Annotated in this window: 23 protein-coding genes; 19 read left to right on the forward strand and 4 right to left on the reverse strand. The window is 44.4% G+C overall.

Annotated elements, in window-relative coordinates; all coding sequences use genetic code 11:
* The first annotated feature begins 75 nt into the window (after positions 1-75).
* From NYE58_RS11100 to NYE58_RS11145, 10 genes are all read left to right on the forward strand, one after another.
* Positions 76-387 carry an RNA polymerase sigma factor gene (locus tag NYE58_RS11100; RefSeq protein WP_341001887.1) on the forward strand — a complete coding sequence of 104 codons (312 nt, stop codon included), beginning with the start codon at positions 76-78 and terminating at the stop codon, positions 385-387.
* A complete protein-coding gene (locus tag NYE58_RS11105; RefSeq protein ID WP_341001888.1) occupies positions 323-481 on the forward strand; it encodes a sigma factor-like helix-turn-helix DNA-binding protein in 159 nt (52 codons plus the stop codon). The genes NYE58_RS11100 and NYE58_RS11105 overlap by 65 nt, the downstream gene beginning before the upstream one ends.
* Positions 482-602: 121 nt before the next feature.
* On the forward strand, positions 603-824 hold the full coding sequence (locus NYE58_RS11110; RefSeq protein ID WP_341001889.1) for a hypothetical protein: 222 nt from the start codon (positions 603-605) through the stop codon (positions 822-824).
* A gap of 491 nt (positions 825-1,315) precedes the next feature.
* Entirely contained in the window at positions 1,316-1,774 is a 459-nt protein-coding gene (locus NYE58_RS11115; RefSeq protein ID WP_341001891.1) for an RNA polymerase sigma factor, read from the forward strand.
* The gene (locus tag NYE58_RS11120) at positions 1,771-2,595 is read left to right on the forward strand and encodes a hypothetical protein (protein WP_076277526.1); all 825 of its coding nucleotides are present in this window, start codon (positions 1,771-1,773) and stop codon (positions 2,593-2,595) included. The genes NYE58_RS11115 and NYE58_RS11120 overlap by 4 nt, the downstream gene beginning before the upstream one ends.
* Positions 2,585-3,448 carry an ABC transporter ATP-binding protein gene (locus NYE58_RS11125; RefSeq protein WP_341001892.1) on the forward strand — a complete coding sequence of 288 codons (864 nt, stop codon included), beginning with the start codon at positions 2,585-2,587 and terminating at the stop codon, positions 3,446-3,448. Before NYE58_RS11120 ends, NYE58_RS11125 begins: the two co-directional genes overlap by 11 nt.
* Positions 3,449-3,453: 5 nt before the next feature.
* A complete protein-coding gene (locus NYE58_RS11130) occupies positions 3,454-4,590 on the forward strand; it encodes a hypothetical protein (RefSeq protein ID WP_341001893.1) in 1,137 nt (378 codons plus the stop codon).
* Positions 4,591-4,789: 199 nt separating this feature from the next.
* The gene (locus NYE58_RS11135; RefSeq protein ID WP_341001894.1) at positions 4,790-6,004 is read left to right on the forward strand and encodes an S-layer homology domain-containing protein; all 1,215 of its coding nucleotides are present in this window, start codon (positions 4,790-4,792) and stop codon (positions 6,002-6,004) included.
* 143 nt (positions 6,005-6,147) lie between these two features.
* Positions 6,148-6,639 carry an RNA polymerase sigma factor gene (locus NYE58_RS11140; RefSeq protein ID WP_036684055.1) on the forward strand — a complete coding sequence of 164 codons (492 nt, stop codon included), beginning with the start codon at positions 6,148-6,150 and terminating at the stop codon, positions 6,637-6,639.
* On the forward strand, positions 6,636-7,637 hold the full coding sequence (locus NYE58_RS11145) for an anti sigma factor C-terminal domain-containing protein (protein ID WP_076219054.1): 1,002 nt from the start codon (positions 6,636-6,638) through the stop codon (positions 7,635-7,637). The genes NYE58_RS11140 and NYE58_RS11145 overlap by 4 nt, the downstream gene beginning before the upstream one ends.
* Positions 7,638-8,309: 672 nt before the next feature.
* Here NYE58_RS11145 and NYE58_RS11150 read toward each other — a convergent pair.
* Positions 8,310-8,654, reverse strand: a complete 345-nt coding sequence (locus NYE58_RS11150; RefSeq protein ID WP_036684053.1) for a winged helix-turn-helix transcriptional regulator — start codon at positions 8,652-8,654, stop codon at positions 8,310-8,312.
* A 174-nt stretch (positions 8,655-8,828) separates the two neighbouring features.
* On the opposite strand from NYE58_RS11150, the gene NYE58_RS11155 reads away from it, so the two are divergent.
* From NYE58_RS11155 to NYE58_RS11175, 5 genes are all read left to right on the forward strand, one after another.
* On the forward strand, positions 8,829-9,761 hold the full coding sequence (locus NYE58_RS11155; RefSeq protein ID WP_038569620.1) for an aldo/keto reductase family protein: 933 nt from the start codon (positions 8,829-8,831) through the stop codon (positions 9,759-9,761).
* A gap of 31 nt (positions 9,762-9,792) precedes the next feature.
* A complete protein-coding gene (locus NYE58_RS11160) occupies positions 9,793-10,641 on the forward strand; it encodes an NAD-dependent epimerase/dehydratase family protein (protein ID WP_076191106.1) in 849 nt (282 codons plus the stop codon).
* Positions 10,642-10,676: 35 nt separating this feature from the next.
* Positions 10,677-11,699, forward strand: coding sequence for an SDR family oxidoreductase (locus NYE58_RS11165; protein ID WP_076219055.1), 1,023 nt, complete (start codon positions 10,677-10,679; stop codon positions 11,697-11,699).
* Between the two features lie 152 nt (positions 11,700-11,851).
* Positions 11,852-12,511, forward strand: coding sequence for a class I SAM-dependent methyltransferase (locus NYE58_RS11170; RefSeq protein WP_076219056.1), 660 nt, complete (start codon positions 11,852-11,854; stop codon positions 12,509-12,511).
* A gap of 132 nt (positions 12,512-12,643) precedes the next feature.
* A complete protein-coding gene (locus NYE58_RS11175; protein ID WP_445671787.1) occupies positions 12,644-13,648 on the forward strand; it encodes a CapA family protein in 1,005 nt (334 codons plus the stop codon).
* A gap of 596 nt (positions 13,649-14,244) precedes the next feature.
* On the opposite strand, the gene NYE58_RS11180 is transcribed toward NYE58_RS11175, so the two are convergent.
* Complete coding sequence (locus NYE58_RS11180) at positions 14,245-15,078, reverse strand: carbohydrate ABC transporter permease (RefSeq protein ID WP_036684045.1); 834 nt, start codon at positions 15,076-15,078, stop codon at positions 14,245-14,247.
* A complete protein-coding gene (locus tag NYE58_RS11185; RefSeq protein ID WP_036684044.1) occupies positions 15,078-15,968 on the reverse strand; it encodes a carbohydrate ABC transporter permease in 891 nt (296 codons plus the stop codon). The genes NYE58_RS11180 and NYE58_RS11185 overlap by 1 nt, the downstream gene beginning before the upstream one ends.
* A gap of 197 nt (positions 15,969-16,165) precedes the next feature.
* Here NYE58_RS11185 and NYE58_RS11190 point away from each other — a divergent pair, with 197 nt between their 5' ends.
* The 4 genes from NYE58_RS11190 to NYE58_RS11205 all read left to right on the forward strand — a co-directional run bounded on the left by NYE58_RS11190 (position 16,166) and on the right by NYE58_RS11205 (position 23,311).
* Positions 16,166-18,028 (forward strand): sensor histidine kinase, encoded by a 1,863-nt coding sequence (locus NYE58_RS11190; RefSeq protein ID WP_341004247.1) that lies wholly within the window; start codon positions 16,166-16,168, stop codon positions 18,026-18,028.
* Entirely contained in the window at positions 18,021-19,667 is a 1,647-nt protein-coding gene (locus NYE58_RS11195) for a response regulator (RefSeq protein ID WP_076276436.1), read from the forward strand. The genes NYE58_RS11190 and NYE58_RS11195 overlap by 8 nt, the downstream gene beginning before the upstream one ends.
* Before the next feature lie 121 nt (positions 19,668-19,788).
* Entirely contained in the window at positions 19,789-21,099 is a 1,311-nt protein-coding gene (locus NYE58_RS11200; protein ID WP_076220100.1) for an ABC transporter substrate-binding protein, read from the forward strand.
* A gap of 130 nt (positions 21,100-21,229) precedes the next feature.
* Positions 21,230-23,311: a glycoside hydrolase family 36 protein gene (locus NYE58_RS11205; RefSeq protein WP_076276446.1), complete on the forward strand. Its 2,082-nt coding sequence runs from the start codon at positions 21,230-21,232 to the stop codon at positions 23,309-23,311.
* Positions 23,312-23,377: 66 nt separating this feature from the next.
* Here NYE58_RS11205 and NYE58_RS11210 read toward each other — a convergent pair whose 3' ends face one another.
* Positions 23,378-24,151, reverse strand: coding sequence for a sensor histidine kinase (locus tag NYE58_RS11210; protein ID WP_076219786.1), 774 nt, complete (start codon positions 24,149-24,151; stop codon positions 23,378-23,380).
* Between the last annotated feature and the right edge of the window lie 14 nt (positions 24,152-24,165).

Here is a 24,165-nt window from a genome sequence, read left to right on the forward strand (position 1 = left end):
TTTTTGAACGGACATGTGGCTTTCAATCAACCTGCGGTGTCTAATTAAATGTAAGGTCAAGAGGAGGTTCTTACAATGTCTGGAGCTCATGACAAATCCACTGGTTATCCGGATGAACAGGGAGACAAGCAAAGCTTTGAAATCACTTATAATCAATATCGCGAAAGAATCCATAAATATCTTTCGTTGAAAGTAAACTCGGGTAGCACGGAAGACTTAACGCAGCAGGTTTTCTTAAAGGCCATGGAAAAAATCCAAACATTTAAAGGGAATTCGAGCTTATTCACTTGGATCTTCAAAATCGCACAGAATATTGTGAAAAATGAATATTGGGGCTTTTATTTCATTGCGCTTTTTTGTAGACTGCACCTTGTTAAAGATCTCTAAGATTGTTGGAATGCGAGAAAGTGCGGTTAAGAAACGATTGTACCGAGCATTAGAGAGATTAAGAAGTGAACTTAAAGAGCTGTTGGTGAAGTAGACGCTCCTAATTGGTTCATGGGCACTTTTGAGGGAATAAAATTGAAAATTGTTTCTCCTTTGAATCCAGGACCAGAGCATACTATGAAACTATTCTTAAATCCACGCTGCACTTGTTTACAATGTGGTTAATCGGTGACCTTAATTCACTTGCTCCTAAATGGCTGTGTCAAGGGATTGCGGGATACGAAGTAAAACAAATGCCTGATGAGTTCATTGAAAATTCGACTTCAGAGCAAATTTATAATCTTGTTATTCCTACTTTTCAAACATTAAATTCCGCGGGCTGGGATTTCAAAACGATGAATGGCTTTCAGTTTTCTTATTTAATCGGTGAATTATAGTTTTTATTATAAGAGGGTCACATTTGCCATGTATTTGAGGCTGTTGTGACCCTTTTAAATGTCGGGCTAGAAACTATTAAAAGAATAGACAGCATCATTTGTTTCATCGAACAATAATCCACCATTTACGAAGATTTTCACAAAAAGACCAATTGTAATGGATGTACACTATGGAAATTAATAGAATCAATGTTATATAATTCACTAAGATACAAGCTAAAAATGTTCACTCATAATTTGAACCGGGTACATAATCTAATCAATATTCGGCCAGCCAGAACCTTCTGGTTGGTCTTTTTAATGTGATGCGTCTACTTTGTAGGCGATTTCGTTATATTTAGTAGATTGGTAGATTGGAGGGGAATTAAATCGGGGAGGACAAATGGGTCACAGAAGCGCAGCAGGGCAATGAGGCAGCGGTGGAATTATTAATTCGGCATACCTATAGTGATATTTATCGATTCATCAGATGAAAAATACATAATGACGAATTGGCCTGGGATCTTGCACAGACAGTGTATGAAAAAGCATGGGCCAAGCTTGACAGCTATCAAAATAAACAGGGGAGTTTCCGAGCTTGGTTGATGGCGATCGCGCGAAATGTCTGCATTGACTATTTTCGCAGCAAAGGTGCTCGGCAAGCAGAGTTGAATCAAAGCTTATCTGATGAAATCACAGTCGAAGGAGATTTTCTTGAAGGAATATTACTTCGTGAAGAGGTTAAGCAGGTATACGCCGCGATTTACTCACTGCCAGAGGAACAGAGGGATGCGCTCTTGTTAAGGTATAAATATGAATTTACGTTTACAGAAATAGCTGCCGTAACTGATGAACCTGAATCTACTGTGAAGTCAAGGGTAAGCCGATCGCTGATTAAATTACGTGATTTACTAAGGTATTCCAAGCAAGAGGACATATCCCAACCCCTAAAGAAAGGAGCAGGAAAATGAGGGTTAAACGTAACCATCAAGATTACCTCAATCTGAATTTACAGGATGAGATGACAGCAGAGTCTGTAGAGGAGATCGTGAATTATATCAGGTGCATTCCTGAACCGCCACGCCTTGACGGTTTTGCAGAAGAAGCCATGAGCAGGTGGAGAAAATCCAAGCGGGCTTTACCTGCGCCAGTACCACCCGTTCCTCTATTTGCACGGCAACAGCTGAGGATTCTTTTTTCACAGGGATGGTGGAAAGAGGTTGTGCTTGGTGTGATCTTGTTTGTAGTAGGATATTTGGTGCTGAGTGTTATGCAGATTGTTAGCCCTATGTTCATTCTGTCCATCGTGGGTTGTATTCCTTTACTGGTGGTCGTCTCTCATACGGCTCGGAATACGCTCTGTGGAATGGGAGAACTCGCACGTAGTTTTAGAATCCCGTTGCATCGGTATGTGCAAGCTCGGTTCCTTATGGCAGGGGTGATCTCACTACTGATTAACGTTAGTGTAACTGCTATGGTAACCCCGGTAGGGGGAACGGAGTTTATGCTGCGTATGACCCTGCTATGGTGCATCCCGATCCTAAACAATGCGGCGGTAGCGTTAGTATTATCCACGCTGATACGTAATTTTAGACAATTAATGACCGTACTCTTCATGTTGCCTCTCTTTTGGATGATTTTATTTTCCGGAGAATTTGCAGTGAGATGGACGATGTCGGTCGAGTTATTTTGGTTAATGGGACTGGGCGTTCTGTCGGCAGTGGTATTTAGCCTAGCCATGAGGTTTCAATCCAGAATATTGAGCAGGGGAGGGTTTCTGATTGGAGCTTAAACTATGTAATATTGTACATGATTTCGGCAAAAAGCGAATTTTAAATACGATCAACCTTTCTATGTCACCTGGTGTGTATGGTCTTCTAGGACCTAACGGAACAGGAAAAACGACATTGATGCGTATTGTTGCAGATATTCTGTATCCGACTCGTGGAAATGTACTTTTAGATGGACAAAACAAGGATGATATGGGGGATCAGTACCGGGCTCAGATAGGTTATTTACCGCAGGAACTGGGGATGTACAATCATTTTTCAGCTCGCGATTTCTTGTATTATGTTGCTGCCCTAAAGGGGTTGACCAAGAAGGAGGCGAGTGATCGTATAGAGGTTCTTGCTCAAATGGTTAATCTATCCGGAGAAATGGATAAAAAATGTGGTAAGTATTCCGGCGGGATGAAACGTAGACTCGGTATCGCTCAAGCATTGCTTAATAATCCGGGCATCCTCATTCTGGATGAGCCCACAGCAGGACTTGACCCCTCGGAACGCGTAAGATTTCGAAATTTAATTTCTGAAATATCAAATGAGTGCATCGTTATTTTGTCTACTCATATCGTTTCTGATGTTGATCATATAGCTAAACAGGTGCTACTGATGGGGCGAGGAGAGTTACTTCGTCAAGGAACAATTAAGGAGTTGACCAATGAATTGCAAGGAGAGGTTTGGGAGGCACATGTCCCCGGGCGGTTGCTGGCTCAAATCGAAGAGAATGGAACTGTAGTGAATGTGCAGCAGACAGATACTGGACTAGTGGTTCGGGTAGTCAGCAAGACTTTGCCAGTTGAGAATGCACTGATGGTGAATCCTTCATTAGAAGATGTATATATGCATTATTTTCGGAGGGGATGACACACATGAAACGTCTGGTGATGTTTGAATTACGTAAAATTATGATTCCCAGAGTCTGGATTTCTATAGCTGGAAGTATTGCATTAGCCATTTTTTGTTTTGTTAGTTTCTACCCATCCGGTACGGATAGTCTATTGGTTGTAAACAAGGAAAAGTCTGAAGCTATCGCCGCTCATCTAGGACCGATTCAACCAGATTTAGCTTTGAAATACGCACCTAGACTCAAAGAAGAAGATGCTGAAGACAGCGCTTGGCCCAAAGAGGAGAAGATGAAACGAATTCTGGAGCAACACTATGCTGGTACAGCTTATATGGTAGATCAATTCAACAGAAATTTAACAGAGCTGAGAGAGCAGAAGGTTTTAATGGAGAGGCAAGAACCAGGATCTTATGCGCTAAGAGATGTTACTAAAAAGCTCTCCATGCTGGAGGAGGGAAAACCACGGGGGTTTTATGTAACTGAGGACTGGGACTTATTACATATATTTTTTTCGAGCTCGCCTGGCGTCGGGGATCTTTTGATCGGTCTTATTCTAGTATTTGCACTGGCCTCCCTGTTCTCCGGCGAGGAAAACTATAGAATGGATGCACTTATTCTATCTAGTAAATACGGAAGGTTGAAGATTGTTGCGGCAAAACTATTAGCTGGATTTATAGTTACGTTTGTCTGGGTTACTCTTTTTTACGGGATTTGCACATTGCTGGCCTGTTTACCGTTCGGCTTCGTGGGCTGGAATGCCCCGCTGAATAGTTACTTTTATTTTGATGAGACTCCATATGCCTTAACCCAGCTGCAGGGATTTGCCCTGAAATATGCTGTAACCTTGCTGGCTGCATGTGGTCTATTGTTATTGACGGCGCTGATATCCGCTTTGTGTCGGAGTAGCTTAAGCAGTCTTGGACTGGCAGCATTCGTAGTTATTCTTCCCCTTTTCTCTTTGCCTGAAATTTTGGGCAAAATAATCTCTTTTTTGCCGTCAGGTGTAATGGTCAGCAGATCCTTAATCGAAAAATATGTATCCTATAACATTTTTGGCATCCCTATATTACATCTACCCTTGTCAATCCTTTCGGTGATAATCATAGGTATACTTGCTATAATGCTTATCCCCAAAGCTTTCGAACGTCGATTAAAGGTCTAAGTAGTAGATACGTCCAGATCGTTCCCGCTATGAAGTGGGGCGATCTTTTTTTGTTCTTCTTGTGAAAAAGGAGAGCAGTATATTTACGAATTAGACATTTCACCCGATAGTTAAGACAAAGGGGAATCACGATAAACCTGGCAAAGAGAGCAGGAACCCCTTACCGATAAGAACGAAAGGGATTATTAAAATGAAGATAATGAAGCTATTGGTACTAGGTCTTATCTCAGGGACAATTGTGACATGCGGCAACGTAAGTTATAGAGTTCATGCTGACACGACAACGTACGAGAATACAGAGACATATGAAGAAGTGGACGAGGACGTTGAGGAGGATCCGGGATCTTCACTGTTCACTGACATTCAAGGTCACTGGTCCGAGCCTTGGGTGCGTTGGGCGTTGGACAACCAATTGATGGTTGGTTATGATGATGGGAGCTTTCGACCGGATCAGCCGATTACGGAAGCGGAATTTTTGAAATTATTTTATCTTTCTTTCGGCTATCCAAAGGCTACTAGCATAGGCGAAGAATGGACAGCAGCACCGTATAGAATGGCTAAGTGGTGGAATCATCCAGTTACTGGACTACAATATCCAGTGGCAAGATCGGCTCCAATCACCAGAATGGCCGCCGCAAGGTTAGTTGCATCAGGTCTAGGGATGAATTACAACGACACGGATTCCGTGGTTTATTTGCTGGGTAACTCTCTACTTCCACTTCCCGGAGAGCCAACTTTAGTAGGTTTCAGAGGAAATCTCCCGCTTACAAGAGCAGAGGCTATACAATGGATGAGAATGCTCAAGCTTAAGGGAATATATACTGTGAATTCTCGTCCAGAAGGACGATCGGATCGGAGTCACTTACCGTCATTACCGGAACAGGGTACAGGTTTGAAGGATTTTATAGCGGTTCCGGTTACCGATCGTGATTTCGGAATAGCGGATAGTGGACGTAATCTTTTTATTGATTTTGGGAGTTCAAGAATGTTAGTAGAGGAACATTACGGGGATTCAACAGGTCAAGATGTATTCAATAATGAAATGTATAAAGAAGTATCTGTACATTATGATACCGAAGGTCGGCTGAACGCTTGGAAAATAGACAAAGATAATGAGCGCATTGATCCAATCCATATAGGTACATTGAACAATATTCGACCTGGGATAAGTACATTGGAAGATGTGCTAAAGGCATACGGTACATACGTTGCAGTGGATAACGAATACGGGATTATAATGAGTTACTGGTTTGAGAACAAGGGTGGAGTGTATGAGCCCCGATTGTCACCTTTTGAAATGGATAATATGGAGGGTGGGTTCTATATAGGCTTCATTATTGACAAACAATCTCTGAAAGTTCAAACCATACTCATATCTACAGCTCAGCAGGCAATGAATCCTACGGATATATAGGAATTGTACTGGAACCTTATTCATTCTTTAAAATGTGACGGCATGTCTTTCTGAGGCAGCCGTCTTTTGTTTTATAATTTTTTTCACCTCATAAGCTAACATTCCGAGAACTTTATCGTTATACATACGAAGGGAGGTGCAGGATGAAGCCCGGGCAGCTACATCAGATACTTCAACCTAAAATGTTAGAAATTCAAAAATACTTGATTCGTCTCGGGGCACCTGCAGCCGACGCTGAAGATATCGTACAGGATACGGTGTATAAGGCTCTTTTGTATATTGATTCCATTGATGAGAACAAATTCAGTGCATGGTTATATAAAGTAGCGATCAATCGCTACTATGATCTGTGCCGCCGCCGCAAGCGGATAGTCATTCCTATTGACTATGTAGATGTGCCGGATATGGAATTGCCAGAGGATCATGTGCTGTTAAAAGAGAAACGGGAAGACATCGAAAGAGTGTTGGATGAGCTTCTACCGCTCCATAAACAACTCATTATTATGAAGTATGAGCTGGAGCTGTCCTATCAGGAGATAGCTGAGCTTCTGGGAATTACGACAGATACAGTGAAATCGGCATTGTTTCGTGCCCGCAAGCAATTTCAAAAAAAGTATAGAGGTGAAGCGGAATGACAGCTCCATGGGAACAAAAGGATGATCAGAACCTTTCAAAAGTAATTAAGAAGGCAAAACGAAAAACAATGATTCGAAACACAATCATTTCTCTAGTGGTGACGGTTATAGTATTATTCGGCGGGATGCTGGGTAACGCCCATCTGACAAGCTGGTTGGCGATGCGTGGTTTGGATGAAGAGAGGATCATGATGAAGATTAGCAGTCCTAACCTTCAGGAGTTGAGAACTGAGCTTGATTTAGGGTTTCTATCGGGTAAAGTTGAACTGAGCACTTACAAAGTTGTTGAGGGTGTGCCCATCGTATGGGATACTAAAAAACTGTATTTCGATATGGGCAGCCGGTTTTCTCTGCTTAATAGGGGATACTCTAGTATAAATGTTCCTGACCCGGTAATGACACAGCAAAATTATGAATACTACCGAGGATATAACAGTCAAAATGGTCAGCGGGAAATGATGTTTTATGTGCCTGGAGTGAATTATAACGAAAAAGTGCTAAATGACCTGCCTTCACTCGAACATATGGAACCTGGCAAGCTCGTAGAAATGGCTGTTTCTTTTGATAAAAGCTACACTCAGGCAGAGGTAGAGAAGATGCTGCCGGCGGGTTTGTCACAGACTTGGTATTGGGTAGATACGTATGACAATAAAAAGAACCTTGAGTTTATTAGGAATGACAGCAGCCCGAATAAATATGCCTTACCGGAATCTGCTAGACAAGTATATGGCTACGGTGGGGAATGGGAAGGGTTATTTAAGCCGAAACCAGAGGATTTTTTACAATCCTTAACCTATGGGCTTCAGATGAAGGGCAAGCATTACGGAGAGTTTGAGCGAATCTCGAATTACTTGAAAAAGGATAAAGCGGCGCCGGACGCCAGTGATGTACAGCTATTGGGAGTTGTCGTTACTGGAACTGCGAAAGAGCTGCAAAGCCTCAAAGGAAAACCCTATGTAAATACGGCAGTTCTCGGCGCGATTGTGGATAAATATTAGATCAATATAGTAAAAAATGCTGGAGGGGTTATTCTATATGTGGATTTTCTACGAAAAGAGACGATCTCTCCTTCATTTTCAAAAATGCAAGGGAAAGAGCAGCGATTCATCCTCCTATTGGATCTTCGCTGCTCTGCGTTTTTGATTATCCGCGATCTGCTTCAGTAGTAGATTGAGGGCAAGGCAAAGCCTGCTGACCTTAAGCGGCAATTTGTCTATGACGTGACGCAGAAATCGCAGAAATCGCTGGTATCTTCGATTGTTTTCAGATGTCCAAATACGCTTCCGACTCTATAATTAGGGGATTTCTCCCTATAATTCTTAGATATTTGGTCATCTAACTTATAATTAGGGAAAACCTCCCTGTAATTTACCTGATTTGGTGAAAAATAAAGGAATCACCTCGATTTTTAGGGAGAAATTCCCTCATTATGCTCTTTTTTAGCGAATTTCGGCTATTTTTAGGGAGTATTTCCCCAATTACACTAAAGCGCACACCGCACACCGCACACCGCACACCGCACACCGCACACCGCACACCGCACATATCCCATGGGTTAAGTAAGAATCCATCCATTGTATAGCCAATTTTTTTAAAAAAAAGCCGCCCTATAAGTAGAATTCTCTACTTTTTGGACAGCTTCTTTTTAATCAGTTCACAACCTGCTCAAGCTAAGTCCATTTCGCGGACCAAAGCTTCATTTCCTTCAAAATTTGATGTAAATCCTCACCTTTGGGAGTAAGCGAATATTCTACCGTAACAGGAACAGTCGGAAATACGTGACGTTCAAGCACACCATGCTCCTCCAGATGGCGCAACGTAGTGGTTAGTGCGCGGGGAGAAACATTAGTGATTTTTCGTTGCAGTGCCCCAAAACGCTGCGTGCCGTCGAATAGCTCTCTGAGGACAAGAAAGGCCCATTTTCCACCTAATACTTCAAGTGTTTTTTCAACATTACATTCAATAGTAACAGGGGTTTTGGGGATATAATTATTAGTAGATTTAGCTGTCTTCAAGGTATCTCCTCCTGTTTGTGAAGCTACTATACTCTAGTATAGTAACTACACTAGAGATCATATAATAAACTAATTTTCACTTCTTTCTATTATATACAAACTATTCTAGAATGAATATGAGTGCTAAGCAACCTGCCAAAATCAAACACGGAACTATGGAGAGGAGCAGTTATTATGAAATATCGCAGATTAGGTGGAACCGGTTTAAAAGTTAGTGAGATTAGTTTGGGAAGCTGGCTGACATACGGAGGCTATGTGGAAAGAGATAATGCTGTTAATGCCATCGAAACCGCTTACGACTTAGGCGTGAATTTTTTTGATACTGCGAATGTTTATGAAAAAGGTGCTGCCGAGAAAGTACTAGGTGAGACTTTACGTAACTACTCTCGTGAGTCCTATGTATTAGCTACTAAAGTATACGGGGAAATGGGCTCGGGACCTAACGACCGTGGACTATCCCGCAAACATATCACGGAACAGTGTCATGCTAGCTTGAAACGTCTCGGAGTAGAATACGTGGATATTATGTATTGCCACCGTTTTGATCCGGAAACTCCAATTGAAGAGACCTTACGTGCGCTAGATGATCTGGTTCGGCAAGGCAAGGTATATTATGTCGGTGTTAGTGAGTGGACGGCGGCGCAAATGACCGATGCGTTAGCTGTAGCAGACCGCTATTTGCTAGATCATATTGTTGTTAATCAGCCGATTTATAATATGTTTAACCGTTATATTGAGAAAGAGATTATTCCGCTCGGCGAGCGCCGTGGGATTGGACAGGTGGTATTTTCTCCACTGGCTCAAGGGCTGTTAACTGGAAAGTATAACACGGACATCCCTGAGGATAGCCGTGCTGCTAAGCTGGATCGATTAAAAGATTCGATTACAGAAGAAAAGATTGAAAAAGTCCGCCAATTGAGTGGGATCGCCACGGAACTGAATATTTCTGTTGGGAATTTGGCTTTGGCTTGGATTTTGCGTCAACCTAATGTAGCTAGTGCGCTGGTGGGTGCCAGCCGTCCGCAGCAGGTCGAAGAGAATGTTAAGGCTTCAGGTATTGAGCTTTCGGAAGAGATTTTGAAGCAGATTGAGGAGATTCTGGAGTAGTTGTTAGCTTCATAAAAAAGGAGACATACTCATGGCGAAAGTAGTTGTTACAGGCGGCAGTGGAATGTTGGGCAGATGGGTGGTCCGGCATTTTGTAGAGCAAGGGTATGAGGTTGTGAATGTAGATACGCAAAAATCCGCAGATTCTTTGTGCCAAACGATGATTGCTGATTTGAATAATTTGGGTGAAGTATATGGTGTGCTCGCAGGCGCTGATGCAGTTGTACATTTGGCTGCAATCCCAGCTGCAAATATAAAGACAAGTGAGGTTACCTTTCAAAATAATGTAGTATCTACCTATAACATTTTGGAGGCTGCAGCGGGTCTCGGGATTCGGAAAGCAGTGATTGCTTCCAGTGAATCCTCTTACGGAATCTGTTTTGCGGTTAATCCTTTGGGGCCGAAGTATGTGCCTATGGATGAGGAGCATCCACAGTTACCTGAAGACAGCTACGGTCTGTCTAAGGTTGTGAATGAGCAAACCGCTGAGATGTTCTATCGCAGAAAGGGTATACAGGTCGTTTCCCTAAGAATCGGAAATGTTATTGATCCATCGGCGTATGAACGTTTCCCTTCCTTCATTCATGATCCGGCGCAGCGCGATCGTATTCTATGGAGTTATATTGATACACGGGATGTAGCAACAGCTTGCCAATTGGCAATCGAAACGGATGGATTGGAAGCGGTTGCTCTTAATATATGTGCAGATGAGACCAGCATGGCTGTTCCTAGCAGAGAGCTAATGGCCGCACGTTATCCAGAGGTGACGGATTTCCGCCAGCCGCTGGAGGGTCACGAGTCGCTACTCAGTAATGAGAAGGCCAAAAAGCTGCTAAATTGGCAGCCGAAGCACGTATGGCGAGATTATGTTAACCAGTAAATAACGAGCCGGATTCACTATAAGGAGCGTGCAAAATGAAGGTCTTATTTATCGGAGGTACGGGATTAATTAGTCAGGCTGTATCCCCGTTGGCTGTAGATCAAGGAATCGAGCTGTATTTGTTCAACAGAGGACAGCGGGATGAATTCGTTCCAGAAGGTGCAAAAGTAATTAAAGGAGACATTCGTAATCCGGCAGAAGCCGCATTAGTATTACGAGATTACGAATTTGATGTAGTGGTAGACTGGATTGCTTTTACACCGGAACATGTGCAGGCAGACATTGACCTGTTCACAGGTAAAACGAAGCAGTACATTTTTATCAGCTCAGCCTCTGCTTATCAGAAACCGCAGCGTAATTATGTAATCACAGAAGAGACACCGCTGGAGAATCCTTATTGGGAGTATTCGAGGAATAAAATTGCGTGTGAGCAGCTGTTGATGGAAGCTTACAAGGCGAACGGATTCCCGGTTACGATTGTTCGTCCTTCCCATACCTATGGAAATACAGCCATCCCTGCGGCACTCACAAGTGGCCAGCATCCTTGGTCACTGATCGATCGTATCCGCCGCGGCTTACCTTTAGTTATACATGGAGATGGAACCTCTTTGTGGACACTGACACATAATTCGGATTTTGCCAAAGGTTTCGTTGGGTTGCTTGGACATCCGGAAGCGATAGGCGAGGCCTTTCATATAACTTCCGACGAGGTATTAAATTGGAATCAGATTTACGCGGCCATCGGACAAGCGGCAGGTGTGGAAGCTAAAGTGGTGCATATCTCCACAGACTTTATCACAGCCTTTTCCCCTCCAGGGACAGCGGATGGTTTGGTCGGTGATCAAGCGGTAAGCAGTGTTTTTGATAATAGCAAAATCAAACGTTTCGTGCCTGACTTCCAGGCTACTGTGCCTTTCTGCGAAGGGATCAAGCAGTCGGTTGCTTGGTTCGAGGCTCATCCTGAGCAATGTACGGTCGATGCGGAATGGTCTGCGTTACTTGATAAGTTGATCGAGAGACATGGAATTGAGGCCAAACCTCTTTCATTCTACGCATAAGGTATATACAGTTATATTTAAAGACGGTCTGTTCCTAAGGGAGCAGCCGTTTTTTTAGGTTTGTCTCGTTCAATGTAAGGTTATGGAATGAATCAGCAAATCATGAATATACTCTCACTACCTAAAATTCCGTTGAAAAAGGAGTCCTGGCCATGCCAACCCATCCCTTTGTCTCGCGTTTTTTCGTAAATTCAGATGCACGTCGTGAGAAGTTAATTTATGATCTGCCGGAATCATGGTGGAGCCGTCCCTTTGAATATGAGTGGTGTATTAACTTTATTTCTCCGCATGGTGTTGTGCTGGATGCAGCCTGTGGGATTCCTCATCCCTTGAAGTTTTATTTGGCAGGGGTTTGTGCAGAGGTCTATGCCTGCGATATGGACAGTAGGGTTATTTACCCAAAAGCTATCCAAGAATGTATTGAGAATGAGATTGGGGAAAAAGCGGCGAAGCAGGTTATCGCTAGAAGAACAAACAATCTGCATTTCGCTCAAGCTAATCTGATGGATCTGCCTTATGAGGATGAAAGCTTTGACACTGTTTTTTGCATATCGGTATTGGAGCATTTGAGCTTTGAGGATACGGTCGGTACTTTACGGGAATTTCACCGGACGTTGAACGAAGAAGGATTATTGGTATTGACATTTGATTATCCAACGGTAAATCTGAGTCTTATGAATGACCTGCTGCTGCAAACTGGATTTCAGTATTGGGGGGAGACAGATTTTGAATTGCCTGCGGATGCTGTGCATACGGATGCGTGGGGTGGATTAAATTGTTTTAGAGCCGTTCTAAAAAAAGCAAAGGAATAACAGGTCTTTCTACTCTTAATTTAGTAACCTCTTTCCAGTATGCTAGGATCATAGCTAACAAAAGATGAGAGGAGGCTGTATTTTTTGAGATTAGGATCGAAGGTTTTGCGTAGAATAGCACTCATTACACTTATGTTATCACTAATAGTTCCTGTGACATCTGCTTCCAGTGCAGCTTCACTATCTTCAGATCCTATAAAGCTTGCTTTTGCGGGTGATATCCTTTTGGACGGTTTTGTTGGCGATCAGATTGCTAAATATGGGGTGAACTTTCCGTTTGTAAAGGTCGCACCTACGCTGCAAAAGGCTGACATCGCCTTCGCCAATCTGGAGACGCCTGTGTCTATCCGAGGGAAAGCGGCAGAGAAAACCTTTGCCTTCAGATCCAAACCAGCAACGTTGGGCGGCTTAACCTATGCAGGGATTGATGGAGTGTCCTTGGCGAATAATCATATTTTGGATTATGGAAAAGACGCTATGCTCGACACGCTGATCCATTTGGATCGAAACGAGATTGGCCATACAGGCGCTGGCAAAGATGAAGATGAAGCGTTCAAGCCTTATACTAAGACGGTAAAAGGGAAAAAGATCGCCATCCTTGGTGTTAGCCGTGTGCTTTCAAATCCTTCATGGTATGCCGGCAAAAACAAACCGGGAGCCGCTTCAGCTTACACCTCGCAGCCTATGCTTAGCGCCATTCAGAAGATGTCCAAGGAGAATGATTTCACGATCGTATATATTCACTGGAATGAAGAGTTTAAGGATTTCCCTGAAAAGTACGCTCGCACACTAGCTAAACAGATGATTGATAGCGGGGCGGATTTAATCCTTGGCGCACACAGTCACTGCCTTATGGGCATCGAATACTATAAGCACAAGCCCATTTATTATTCACTTGGGAATTTTGTGTTTAATCGCTCCACACGTGGTGGGGAAAAAACACTTAATTCTATGCTATTGAACGTTGAGATTAAGGACTCCAAGATGACCAGCAAGATTACCCCTGTCAAAATCATTGGCGGACAGCCCAATTTTATGGATGATTCCTACAATAGGAAGACGATTAAGCTCCTGAACACCCTATCTTTTAATGCCAACATAGATGCTAACGGCAGGGTCACGGAAAAGCAGCTTTAATAAATACAAACTCTGATTAGCTATTCACGGATCGCGCTCGATCTCGTTAGAATGTGAAATGTGTGGAGTAACTGTGGAGTACCTATGGATTACGTATGGGGTATGTATGTAGTATGTATGATGTGGCGTATAGAATACCTATGGAATACCTATGGAGTGACTATGGAGTATGATGTGGCGTATGGAATACCTATGGAGTGACTATGGAGTACCACCGTTGTGTTTGTGAAATAACTGTATTCTATACACCTATTTTATATGTAAAACGGACCATTTTGCTTTTAAGTGTATTCTATGCAACTAAAAACTAGAAAATCGACCTAGAGGGCAATATATCAACAAAATAGTTGCACGAAATACAGCTATATCCATCAGCCGAGCGAGTTGCAGAGTTATAGTTGTACAAAATACAGTTAAACTGCTAGTTAGTATTGGAACGTCTGCATCAAAAGCTGACTGCAGCAGTGTGCAAAGTATTGGAACGTCTGCATCAAAAGCTGACTGCAGCAGTATGTAGAGTATTGGGTTTGCAAAAAGGGGGAGATCCATATGGATCTCCCCTTTTTTATGCAGAAGCTAGGTTTGGAATCAGATAATCAGCCCTTCACCGCCCCCGCAACAACACCCTTAACGATGTACTTTTGCAAGAAGATGAATACCACGATCGATGGCAGCACCGCCATGACCATAGCTGTCATCGCATATTGCCAATCTGAGGTATATTGGCCCACGAAGGTGTAGGCAGCCAGTGTCAGCGTTTTGGTATCTGGGGAGCCGTTGACCATGAGCAGCGGGAGCAGGAAGTCATTCCAGATCCACATTACGTCGATAATGACAATGGTTGTTGTGACCGATTTCAGCAGTGGGAAGATGACACTGAAGAACAGGCGGAAGCCGGATGCTCCATCAATCGTGGCACTCTCATCAATTTCAACCGGAATACCCTTGACGAATCCATGGTAGATAAACACGGCGAGTGGAGCACCGAAACCCCAATATAACAACCCAAGTCCCCAAGTACTCTCAGAGAGATTTAAGGTTTTAGCGGTTTGCAGAACGGTCAGCATGATCGATTGGAACGGAATCAGCATCGGCATAATGCAGAGGAAATAAATCACCCCGCTCAGTCTGGATTTCGTCCGTGCCAGCTTGTAGGCTGCTATGGATGAAATGAACACAATACCCAGAAGACCTACACCGGTAATGACAAAGTTGTTCAGGAACAGCTTCGGATAGTTGATAAACTTCCACACGTAGGAATAGTTGCCGAATACCAGATGTTTCGGCAGGGCGATGACATCCGTCATGACTTCGCTAAAGCTTTTTAACGAGTTGATAATCGTCAGAAATAGCGGATATAGAAACAGAAGAGAGAGGATGACCATAACAACCTCTAGAATAATTCGGCCTGCTTTGCGGTTTGTATTCATTATGCCTCAACCTCTCTTCGTTTGAAGAATGCTAACTGGAGAATGGTTACCACCAAGACGGCCAGGAACAGGATAAGCGCTTTCGCTGTACCGTATCCATACAGATTGTTCTGGAAGGTATCCCGGTAGATATCGTAAGCGATACTGTAGGTAGTTCCGCCAGGTCCGCCCCCGGTTAATGACAGGATGACATCGAACACCTTGATCGAATTGGTCAGTGCCATGAACACAGAAATCGTAATGGATGGAGCGAGCAGCGGCAGTGTAATACTGAAGAATTTTCTCATGGGACCAGCGCCGTCAACTGTGGCTGCTTCTTTGAGATCCTCAGGTACAGATTGCAGACCGGCAATATAAATGACCAGATAAAAACCAATCGACTGCCAGATGGAGACGGCCAGTATGGAGACGAAAGCAAGTCCCGGCGTCCCTAGCCAGCTTAGACCAAATATGGACCAGCCTGTACTTTCTCCGAGTGAGTTGAAACCTTGCATAAAGATAAATTTCCAGATAAAACCGACAATGACAAGACTGAGGATATAAGGAATAAAGAAAGCGGCTCTCAGCCAAGGGGTGCTCTTCAGCTTCATGTCCAGAACCAGTGCGAGCAGAATGGCCAGCACGTTAACGAGAACGATGTACAGAATCGCATACTTTATGGTGAACCAGGCTGAATTGGCGAAGTTGGTGTCGCCCATAAAGATTTGTTTGAAATTATCAAGTCCGACAAACTTAGGGTGTTTCGAAATTCCGTTCCATTTGGTCATCGAATAGCGGATAGTCATGGCAAACGGAATGTAGAATGCTACAGCGATACAGATGAGGACTGGGAGAGTGAATAATCCGAATTCTGTTTTCTCGCGCCATCTTTTGCCGAGTGATTTTAACATGGATGCACCTCTTCTTGATTTGTTGGGTGGTAATATCGACTAGGCTTGCCACACATAACCATTCCGGTTAGTCTATATTGTGTATTATAGAGCAGTACCCTATACTCAAAAATGGATTTAAGAGTACAGTTAGGGGTAAAAAGGTGAACTGAAATATTTATAATTAAGCCTGTAAATCGTGGAGGAGGTTGCCGGTCATTATTAAAAAGTGGATCATAAAGCGGTTTGAACCCGTGCTGGAGCTTGTCTCACGCAGGTTGGCGAACAAGCTTATTTTGCTGTTTACAATCATCATTGTGTTGGTGGTGACCTCACTGACATTCATTTCATACGGCATGCTGCGAAAAGAATCGGTGGATAACAGCATCGCCAGTACGAGCAACAATCTGTTGCTTGTCGGCCGGAATCTGGAGAGTTATTTGGACGGCATCGAGCAATTATCCCTGCCGCAAATATCGTATGACGAGATCACCTATGCGATTTTGCATGAATCGGAGGATTATGCCTCGAAGATGTATGTGGAGGACTACTTGAAGAACCTGTACTTCTCCCGCAATGATCTGGAAGCTATCTACCTGTATGTGATCAAGGAGCACAAGTATTATTATGTCACCAAAGAGAACTATAATATTACCGTGCGGGTCGCCGAGCATCCGTCGATTGAGAATCTTTCCTGGTATAAAAAAGCGCTGGCCAGCCCGTTTAACCGTTCTTACCAGTCTTTTGTAAAAAACCAATCCTCGATGATCAATAGCTCCGACTACCCTATAAATAAGGATAAAAGCTTCATGGGCTACCATCGATTGCTGCGCTCCATAGTCTCCAGGGAGCCGCAGGCGGTGCTCTCCCTTTATTTCAACTCCTCGGTTACGGACGAGATTATGAAGGATATTCCCTTCAGTAAAGGGCAGCACCTAATGTACGTCAGTCCCGATAATGAACCTTTTGTGGTGGATGACCCCGGGTTTTATCAACAGAGTGAACAAGCGGGACTGCTTAAGGAGCTGACACCAGCCTCAGGAGGACGCGTGACGTGGACGGATAAAGAAGAGAAGTATCTAGTGATTTATGACATCAGCAAAAAAGAAGGCTGGAAGCTGATTAAGCCGATTCCCTACAAAGAAATTTATGAAGCGGCCACGACAACACGCAAATTGAACTATTTCATAGGACTGTTATTTTTAATCGTTTCGGTCATCTTGGTCAGCTTTATTTCGAACAAAATAACAAACCCGCTAAAGAATCTGTCGCTGCAGATGAAACGGTTCAGTACAGGCAGCTTTGACGCTGAAGCACAGGTTGAAGGAAAGGATGAAATTGCCTATCTGTCTCGCCACTTCAATAAGATGGTGGAAAAGACGAATGAGCTGATCAATGAACGGTACAAAATGAAAATTGTCGAGAAAAATGCTGTACTCAAAGCACTGGAAGCTGAGATCAATCCGCATTTCTTATATAATGCCCTGCAAGCCATTTCCACCAAGGCGCTGAAAAACAACAATGATGATATTGTCGATATGGTCGATAATCTTGCTATGACGCTGAGATACTGCATTAGCGGTAAAGATGTGGTTCATGCCAGAGAGGAATTAAAGCATATTGAGCGTTATTTAGCGCTGCAGAAGGCCCGTTTTGGAAACAGAATGCAGGTGGCCTACCAGTGGGAAGACCCTTTGCTTGAGCTGGAAATTCCGAAGCTGTCCATTCAGACCCTGGTAGAAAATTGCATCAAGCACGCGCTGGAAAAAGTGTCCACAACGATCACAATTACCATTGAAGCGCATATGACGCCCAGCCATACGGTTATTTCAGTGACGGATGACGGGCCGGGGTTTAGCGGGGAGCGGCTGGAGCAAGTGAGAAGTTCTCTTCAAATCCAGTGGGAAGATCAGGGCGGAGAGAACGCTGCTGAAAGTGACACGGAAAGCATCGGACTGAAAAATTTGAACACGCGGCTGAAGCTTTTGTATGGTGAGGCTGCGGGTTTGGCCATTACCAGTGATGCTGGCGGAACAAAGATGGACATGCGGTTACCGCGGGGAGGGATTAACCATGTATAAAGTATTGATTATAGATGATGAGGAACCGTTGCGTGAGGCGATCAACATCCTGGGAGACTGGAAAGGACTAGGTGTCGATCAGGTACTGGAGGCTACGGATGGAAGTATGGGCCTAGCCATGCTGCGTGAGCAAAAGATCGATCTCGTATTGGTCGACATGAAGATGCCGGAGCTGAACGGAAGTGAGCTGCTGCAGATCGTGGAGAAGGAGTTCCCGGAACTGCTGACGATTGTAATCAGCGGCTACAATGATTTTGAATATACCCGCCAGGCTATCCGTTCTAAGGTAGTTGATTATTTGCTGAAGCCGGTCAACCGGGGGGATTTGAATGCGGCCTTACGTAAAGCTATCGATGTGCTGGAGGCTAAACGCAAGAAAGAAAGCGAGTTCATCAACAGGAACATTACGCTCAACATGTCTCTGCCGAAGCTAAAAGAGAAAATCTATCTGTCGATCATTGAGCGCAGCTTCAAAAATCAGTCCAACGAGGCTTTTCTGCCGTTGATCGGCGCCGATACGACCGGAAACTATTTTGCTGCGGGTGTACTGCGGGTGCTCAATTTGGAACAAGTACGTCGTAATCGCTTCCATGAGGACCGGGATTTGCTTCATTTTGCCGTCACAAATGTGATTAATGAGAATAGCGATGAGCATTTTCAGGCCTTCAGCTTCGCCAGCCATAAGGGAGAACGCGAGTTTATCGCCATCTTCACGATGAAAGGCGGCTATGAGGAGGACGCAACTTTCCGCTCTTTACATCATATGAAGAAGTTAGTCTCGACGCTGAAAGAGCTATTTGGAATTGTTGTTGCCGGAGGAATCGGACAGCCCTATGGTGACATCATGGCGCTTGCTCAATCCTATGAGACTGCCAAAGCCTCTCTCGACGGGATTGACCTCCTGACGCTGAAGGGAGCGATTGTCACAAATAGCAGCAACGATACTTCCCAGGGAAAAGATAATCCTTCCTTGACGGGGCGCATGCCCTTGATTCGCAACGCACTGGAGAGCGGGAATATCAATCATGCCAAAAGTATTTTAAGCGGATTCACTAAGAAATGGGAGGCTTCCGGACGTTTTAATCTGGGCGAGGCTGACCGGCAGATAGAGGAATTTATTATTTTGCTGAACGATATTGCCACGGAGCTGGATGCGATCCCCGAACGTATCCGTGGTGGTAAAGATAAAGGATTGCGTGGGTTAGGCATCGGGAGCGATTTTGCTTCCTTTGGCGAATTTGAGCGGGTGCTGAGCGGGATTCTAGATTGCTATGGCAATGAAATCAGCAAAAGCCTTGCTGGCAATCGCCCCAGCGTACTGGAAAATATTAAAGCATACATTGATAATCACTATTTTGAGAATATTAAAATATCGATGTTCACGGATAAATATTTCCTGAGCAGAGAATACTTGATGAAACTTTTTAAAGGGCAATATGGTTATGGCATACATGAGTATGTACAAAAGGTAAGAATGGACAAGGCAAAGGAGCTGCTATCCACCCCCGACTTGAAAATCCAAGACATTTCCGAGATGTTGGGATACAAGGACAAAAATTATTTCAGCAAGGCGTTCCGGAATTATTATGACTGTTCACCTTCTGAATATCGGGTTCTGCTATTGAACGGGGAGGAGTGAAGCGGTTACATGAACACACTTTTTTACCCTAATAAGTTCACTTATGTACATTCTTATCCTTTTTCTTTTTCTTTAGAATTGTCTCAAGACCACTAGATGCATAGGAAAAGGGGGCAACATCATGTTAAAAAGATTTATGGCTTTATCTGCGAGTCTGCTGCTCGTCGGCGGATTACTGGCGGGTTGCGGCGGAAACAACAATGCCGCTAACAATAGCGGAACAGGGAATACTCCTGCCACAGATTCTGGCAAGCCGGTCACGATTAATATGTTCACCGCATCACCCGAGTACACTGATGCTTTTAACGCTTATATTGCCGAGTACAAGAAAGTTAAACCGAATGTGACGATTAATCTGGAGATTATGCAGGCTGACTACAATACGGTGCTCAAATCGAAGATTGCTGCGGGAAGTACACCTGACGTATTCCAGACCACAGCGGGCGGAGATATTGATACCTTTGCGGAGTATAGTGCTGACCTAACTAAGGAGCCACTGGCTGCGGCGATGACCGATGCAGTGCGTTCTAACATGAGTTCTTCGGACGGTAAAGTGCTCGGTCTTCCGGTAAAAGGAAATCTATTCGTCCTGATGTACAATAAGAAACTGTTGGCTGACGCTGGGATTACAGAAGTTCCTAAGACAACAGCCCAAATGGACGATGCGATTACTAAGCTTGAAGCTAAAGGCATTACACCTTTTGCCAACGCTTATAAAGAGTGGTGGGTATGGAAACACATCTTCCAACACTTCGTAGATGCGGCAGCCCAAGATGCAGGTACGGATGCTAAGACACTAGTAAACGATTTTATTGCCGGAAAAACCACGATCAAGGATCACCCGGTGCTGTACAATAACTTCTTCACCTTCGTTGATACCACTGTTAAACATGGCACAGACAAACCGCTTGAACGGGACAGCAATGCTGAAGTCAGCGACTTTGCATCCGGCAAAACAGCGTTCATGACGGGTAAAGGCGCATGGGATGAAGAAGCCATTAAGAAAATTACACCGGACTTCGACCTGGGTATTATGGGTTACCCAGTCAGCGACAAGGCTGAACAGTCCCAGATCATTACTGGTGCGGATCAAGCCCTGCGTATCAATAAGGATTCTGCTGTAGCTGCTGAGACTATTGAATTCTTCAACTGGCTGTATACTTCTGAATACGGTAAGAACTGGTTCTCTACAGTAGCTAAGGTTATTCCTCCAATTAAGGATGCTCCTATGCCTGACCTGCAAATGCCAAAAGAAATGGAAGAAATCCTCAAAACAGAGAAATCCGGCGACCTGTCCGTGAACTACTCTCTGGATACCTTCCACCAAAAATTTGGTGAGCTCATGCAGGCTTACATCGGCGGCAGCAAAACTAAGGATCAAGCCATCGATGAAATTCAAAAAGCTTGGATTCAATTCGGATCGGCAGAATAATTAGGTTCAGATCAGGGGCGGGCTCCAAGGTAAGATTCACTTACTGGAGAACCGTCCCTTTTTTACATGTTATATAATCATAAGAAGATACTGAGACAAAGTCAGGAGGTACATTATTGTGAATAGCAAAATGATTGAAATCATTGAAAATGGACTATATCTTACGATTGAAGTTACGGAAGATCAGGATGTTCGGCTGTTGCATTTTGGAGCGGCACCTTTGGAAGCAGCCATAGCGGATAAGAACAAGCAAGGCTTCCGGCTGCTGGAGCTGCAATTATCGGGCGAAGACCGCGCCGAATATCACGGGCGTACACACCGAGCATCCTATCCGGGTCTTCGGATGGTATATGCGGGGCACAGCGATAAAGTGAATGCGCTCGGACGTAAACTGGAGTTTAGCTTGGCTGATCCGATTTCGGGAATCCAGGCAGTGCAGCATTTTCAGTTCTACAAGGGTGTGCAAATCGTTCGAAGCTGGACAGTGCTAAAGAATGCTGGAGAAGCTGAGGTGGCAGTGGAATACATCTCCTCCTTTGCTCTTACAGGTGTAGACAAAGAGGGAGGCGGGGAGCGCAATGATAAGATTGAAGTATCCCTTGCTCACAGCGGATGGCAGAGTGAACTTCAGTGGCGGACCTACCGCCTGCCTGAGCTCGGAATGTATCATTTGGCAGACCGTGGCTCCAAACGAATTGCCGCAAGCAATACAGGCTCTTGGTCAGCAGCGGAACTTCTGCCGATGGCGGTTTTGCATAATAAGGAGAGCGGGACAAGCCTGTTCTGGCAGATTGAGCATAACGGCTCCTGGCATTGGGAGCTGACGGATCAATACGATCAGCTTACACTGCTGGTCAGCGGACCTACAGAACATGACAACCATTGGTGGCTGAAGCTAGCTCCCGGTGAAGAGTTTACCTCGGTGCCGGTAGCCGTGGGTGCTGTGCAGGGAGGATTCCAGGGCGCGGCTGAACAGCTTACGTCATATCGCCGGATGATCCGCAGACCTAATGAGGATAATGAGCTGTTGCGGATTATTTTTAATGACTATATGAATTGCCTATGGGGAAGCCCAACGACTGAGAAGCTACTGCCTTTAATTGATGCTGCCGCAGAAGTAGGTTGTGAATATTTCTGTATTGATGCTGGCTGGTATGCACCCGGAGAGTGGTGGGATGGTGTAGGCCAGTGGGAGCCTTCCAGCGAACGGTTTCCGGAAGGAATTAAATATGTGCTCGACTATATCCGCAGCAAAGGGATGATTCCCGGACTATGGCTTGAGCTGGAGGTTATGGGCATCAACAGCCCGAAGCTTGCGGAGACTGATGACAGCTGGTTTTTCATGCGGCATGGTAAAAGGGTTAAGGACCGTAGCCGCTATCAGCTAGATTACCGCAACCCGAAAGTCATTGATCATGCAAACGGTGTTATTGCGCGTTTGGTTGAGCAGTACGGTGTAGGATACATTAAAATGGATTACAACATCAATGCAGGCATTGGGACAGAAACGGATGCGGACAGCTTCGGAGATGGGCTGCTACAGCATAACCGCGCTTATCTGGCTTGGTTGGACAGTATCTTTGTTCGTTATCCGAAGCTTGTTATCGAGAACTGTTCCAGCGGGGGAATGCGCATGGATTATGCGATGCTCAGCCGACACAGCATCCAGTCAACTAGCGACCAGGAGGATTATGTACAGTATGCGGCCATTGCCGCAGGTTCTCCGGCAGCACTGACACCGGAGCAGTCCGCAGTTTGGTCTTATCCGCTGCGCGAGGGGGACGATGAGGAAGTCATCTTCAATATGGTTAATGCGCTGTTGCTTCGTGTACACCAGAGCGGTCATTTGGCGGAGCTTGAACCCCACCGCAGAAGTCTAGTTAAAGAAGCGCTGGATTATTACAAAACCATTCGCAGTGATATCCCACACGCCACACCTTTCTGGCCACTCGGCCTGCCGGACAGTGAGGGCGAATGGGTCAGCCTTGGCCTGCGGCGCGGCGAACGACGGTATGTCGCGGTATGGCGGATTGCCGGAGAAGCTGCAAATGTCCAATTGCCGATAGAAGAGCTGAAGGGACTTGAACCAGCGATCGCCTGTGCCTATCCTCAGCAGCATAGCTCAACCTGGAATTGGGATAAATCGGCAGGGGTTTTGACGGTGGCGCTCCCACCAGGAAAAACAGCGAGATTGTTTGAGATTACTTCGTAAAGCTTGCAGCGGGCCTGCTCCCCTTCAGTCTACTGTTGGGGAGCGGCTGCTGTAACTTGGCTTTTTTCACTGCCTTTCTACTTCGGTCAGGTTTGGCCTAGCTGCTGAAAGTATATTTAGAAAAGGCAATACAATGATCGTTTCGAATTCATTATTTTGAGCGTTGGTAACCAGATGACCTCCGTATTTTTCGGTGACACTTTGAATATTTGTTAAGCCGAATCCGTGAAAAGCGGGATTCTCTTTAAAATTATGCTGCACTATAGTACTATAATTGTTCCGTGAGTTGGTGACTTGGATAAACAATGAAGTATCGGTAGTGAAAATTAGCAGCTGAATGAATCTATCTTCTTTTTTGGGAACTCTTGCAGCGGCGTTTAGAGCATTATCTAGCACATTCCCGATTACGGTACATAAGTCAAACCGATCAATATCAATAGCTTCGGCGTGTATATGAATATCATACTTCATAGCAATTTTGTGTTCACAAGCAATATTTAGCGCGTTGCCAATTAAAGAATCAATTACCAAATTACCTGTTGATAGTTTTGGAGAAGGCTGATGAATTTGACCGAGCATTGAATTGATATGATGGATAGATTCCTGAATCTCATTGTTCTGAATACAAGTCCGGACATATACCAATTGCTTGTTCGTATCATGGATAACTTGTTTGATGCTTGTAAGGGAATGTGCGGTTTTTTCATAGCTGATGTGTTGATAATCCATCTGTTTATGTAATTGCAGATTCTCTTTAGTCAGTTTGGTGTTTTCATTAATTTTACCGAATAAAAGGATGGTTTCTCTAATTAGCAGAATAAGCAACATCACGATGACCATTGATAGATAAAGAG

This window comes from Paenibacillus sp. FSL L8-0708, assembly GCF_038009325.1.
Lineage (GTDB): Bacteria > Bacillota > Bacilli > Paenibacillales > Paenibacillaceae > Paenibacillus_AQ > Paenibacillus_AQ odorifer.

Excerpts from the sequence above, each read along its gene's own strand:
- NYE58_RS11100 (WP_341001887.1), top strand. The coding sequence starts at position 76 with ATGTCTGGAGCTCATGACAAATCCACTGGTTATCCGGATGAACAGGGA.
- NYE58_RS11105 (WP_341001888.1), top strand. The coding sequence starts at position 323 with ATGAATATTGGGGCTTTTATTTCATTGCGCTTTTTTGTAGACTGCACC.
- NYE58_RS11110 (WP_341001889.1), top strand. The coding sequence starts at position 603 with ATGTGGTTAATCGGTGACCTTAATTCACTTGCTCCTAAATGGCTGTGT.
- NYE58_RS11120 (WP_076277526.1), top strand. The coding sequence starts at position 1,771 with ATGAGGGTTAAACGTAACCATCAAGATTACCTCAATCTGAATTTACAG.
- NYE58_RS11130 (WP_341001893.1), top strand. The coding sequence starts at position 3,454 with ATGAAACGTCTGGTGATGTTTGAATTACGTAAAATTATGATTCCCAGA.
- NYE58_RS11135 (WP_341001894.1), top strand. The coding sequence starts at position 4,790 with ATGAAGCTATTGGTACTAGGTCTTATCTCAGGGACAATTGTGACATGC.
- NYE58_RS11140 (WP_036684055.1), top strand. The coding sequence starts at position 6,148 with ATGAAGCCCGGGCAGCTACATCAGATACTTCAACCTAAAATGTTAGAA.
- NYE58_RS11145 (WP_076219054.1), top strand. The coding sequence starts at position 6,636 with ATGACAGCTCCATGGGAACAAAAGGATGATCAGAACCTTTCAAAAGTA.
- NYE58_RS11155 (WP_038569620.1), top strand. The coding sequence starts at position 8,829 with ATGAAATATCGCAGATTAGGTGGAACCGGTTTAAAAGTTAGTGAGATT.
- NYE58_RS11160 (WP_076191106.1), top strand. The coding sequence starts at position 9,793 with ATGGCGAAAGTAGTTGTTACAGGCGGCAGTGGAATGTTGGGCAGATGG.
- NYE58_RS11165 (WP_076219055.1), top strand. The coding sequence starts at position 10,677 with ATGAAGGTCTTATTTATCGGAGGTACGGGATTAATTAGTCAGGCTGTA.
- NYE58_RS11170 (WP_076219056.1), top strand. The coding sequence starts at position 11,852 with ATGCCAACCCATCCCTTTGTCTCGCGTTTTTTCGTAAATTCAGATGCA.
- NYE58_RS11175 (WP_445671787.1), top strand. The coding sequence starts at position 12,644 with ATGTTATCACTAATAGTTCCTGTGACATCTGCTTCCAGTGCAGCTTCA.
- NYE58_RS11180 (WP_036684045.1), bottom strand. The coding sequence starts at position 15,078 with ATGAATACAAACCGCAAAGCAGGCCGAATTATTCTAGAGGTTGTTATG.
- NYE58_RS11185 (WP_036684044.1), bottom strand. The coding sequence starts at position 15,968 with ATGTTAAAATCACTCGGCAAAAGATGGCGCGAGAAAACAGAATTCGGA.
- NYE58_RS11195 (WP_076276436.1), top strand. The coding sequence starts at position 18,021 with ATGTATAAAGTATTGATTATAGATGATGAGGAACCGTTGCGTGAGGCG.
- NYE58_RS11200 (WP_076220100.1), top strand. The coding sequence starts at position 19,789 with ATGTTAAAAAGATTTATGGCTTTATCTGCGAGTCTGCTGCTCGTCGGC.
- NYE58_RS11205 (WP_076276446.1), top strand. The coding sequence starts at position 21,230 with ATGATTGAAATCATTGAAAATGGACTATATCTTACGATTGAAGTTACG.
- NYE58_RS11210 (WP_076219786.1), bottom strand. The coding sequence starts at position 24,151 with ATGGTCATCGTGATGTTGCTTATTCTGCTAATTAGAGAAACCATCCTT.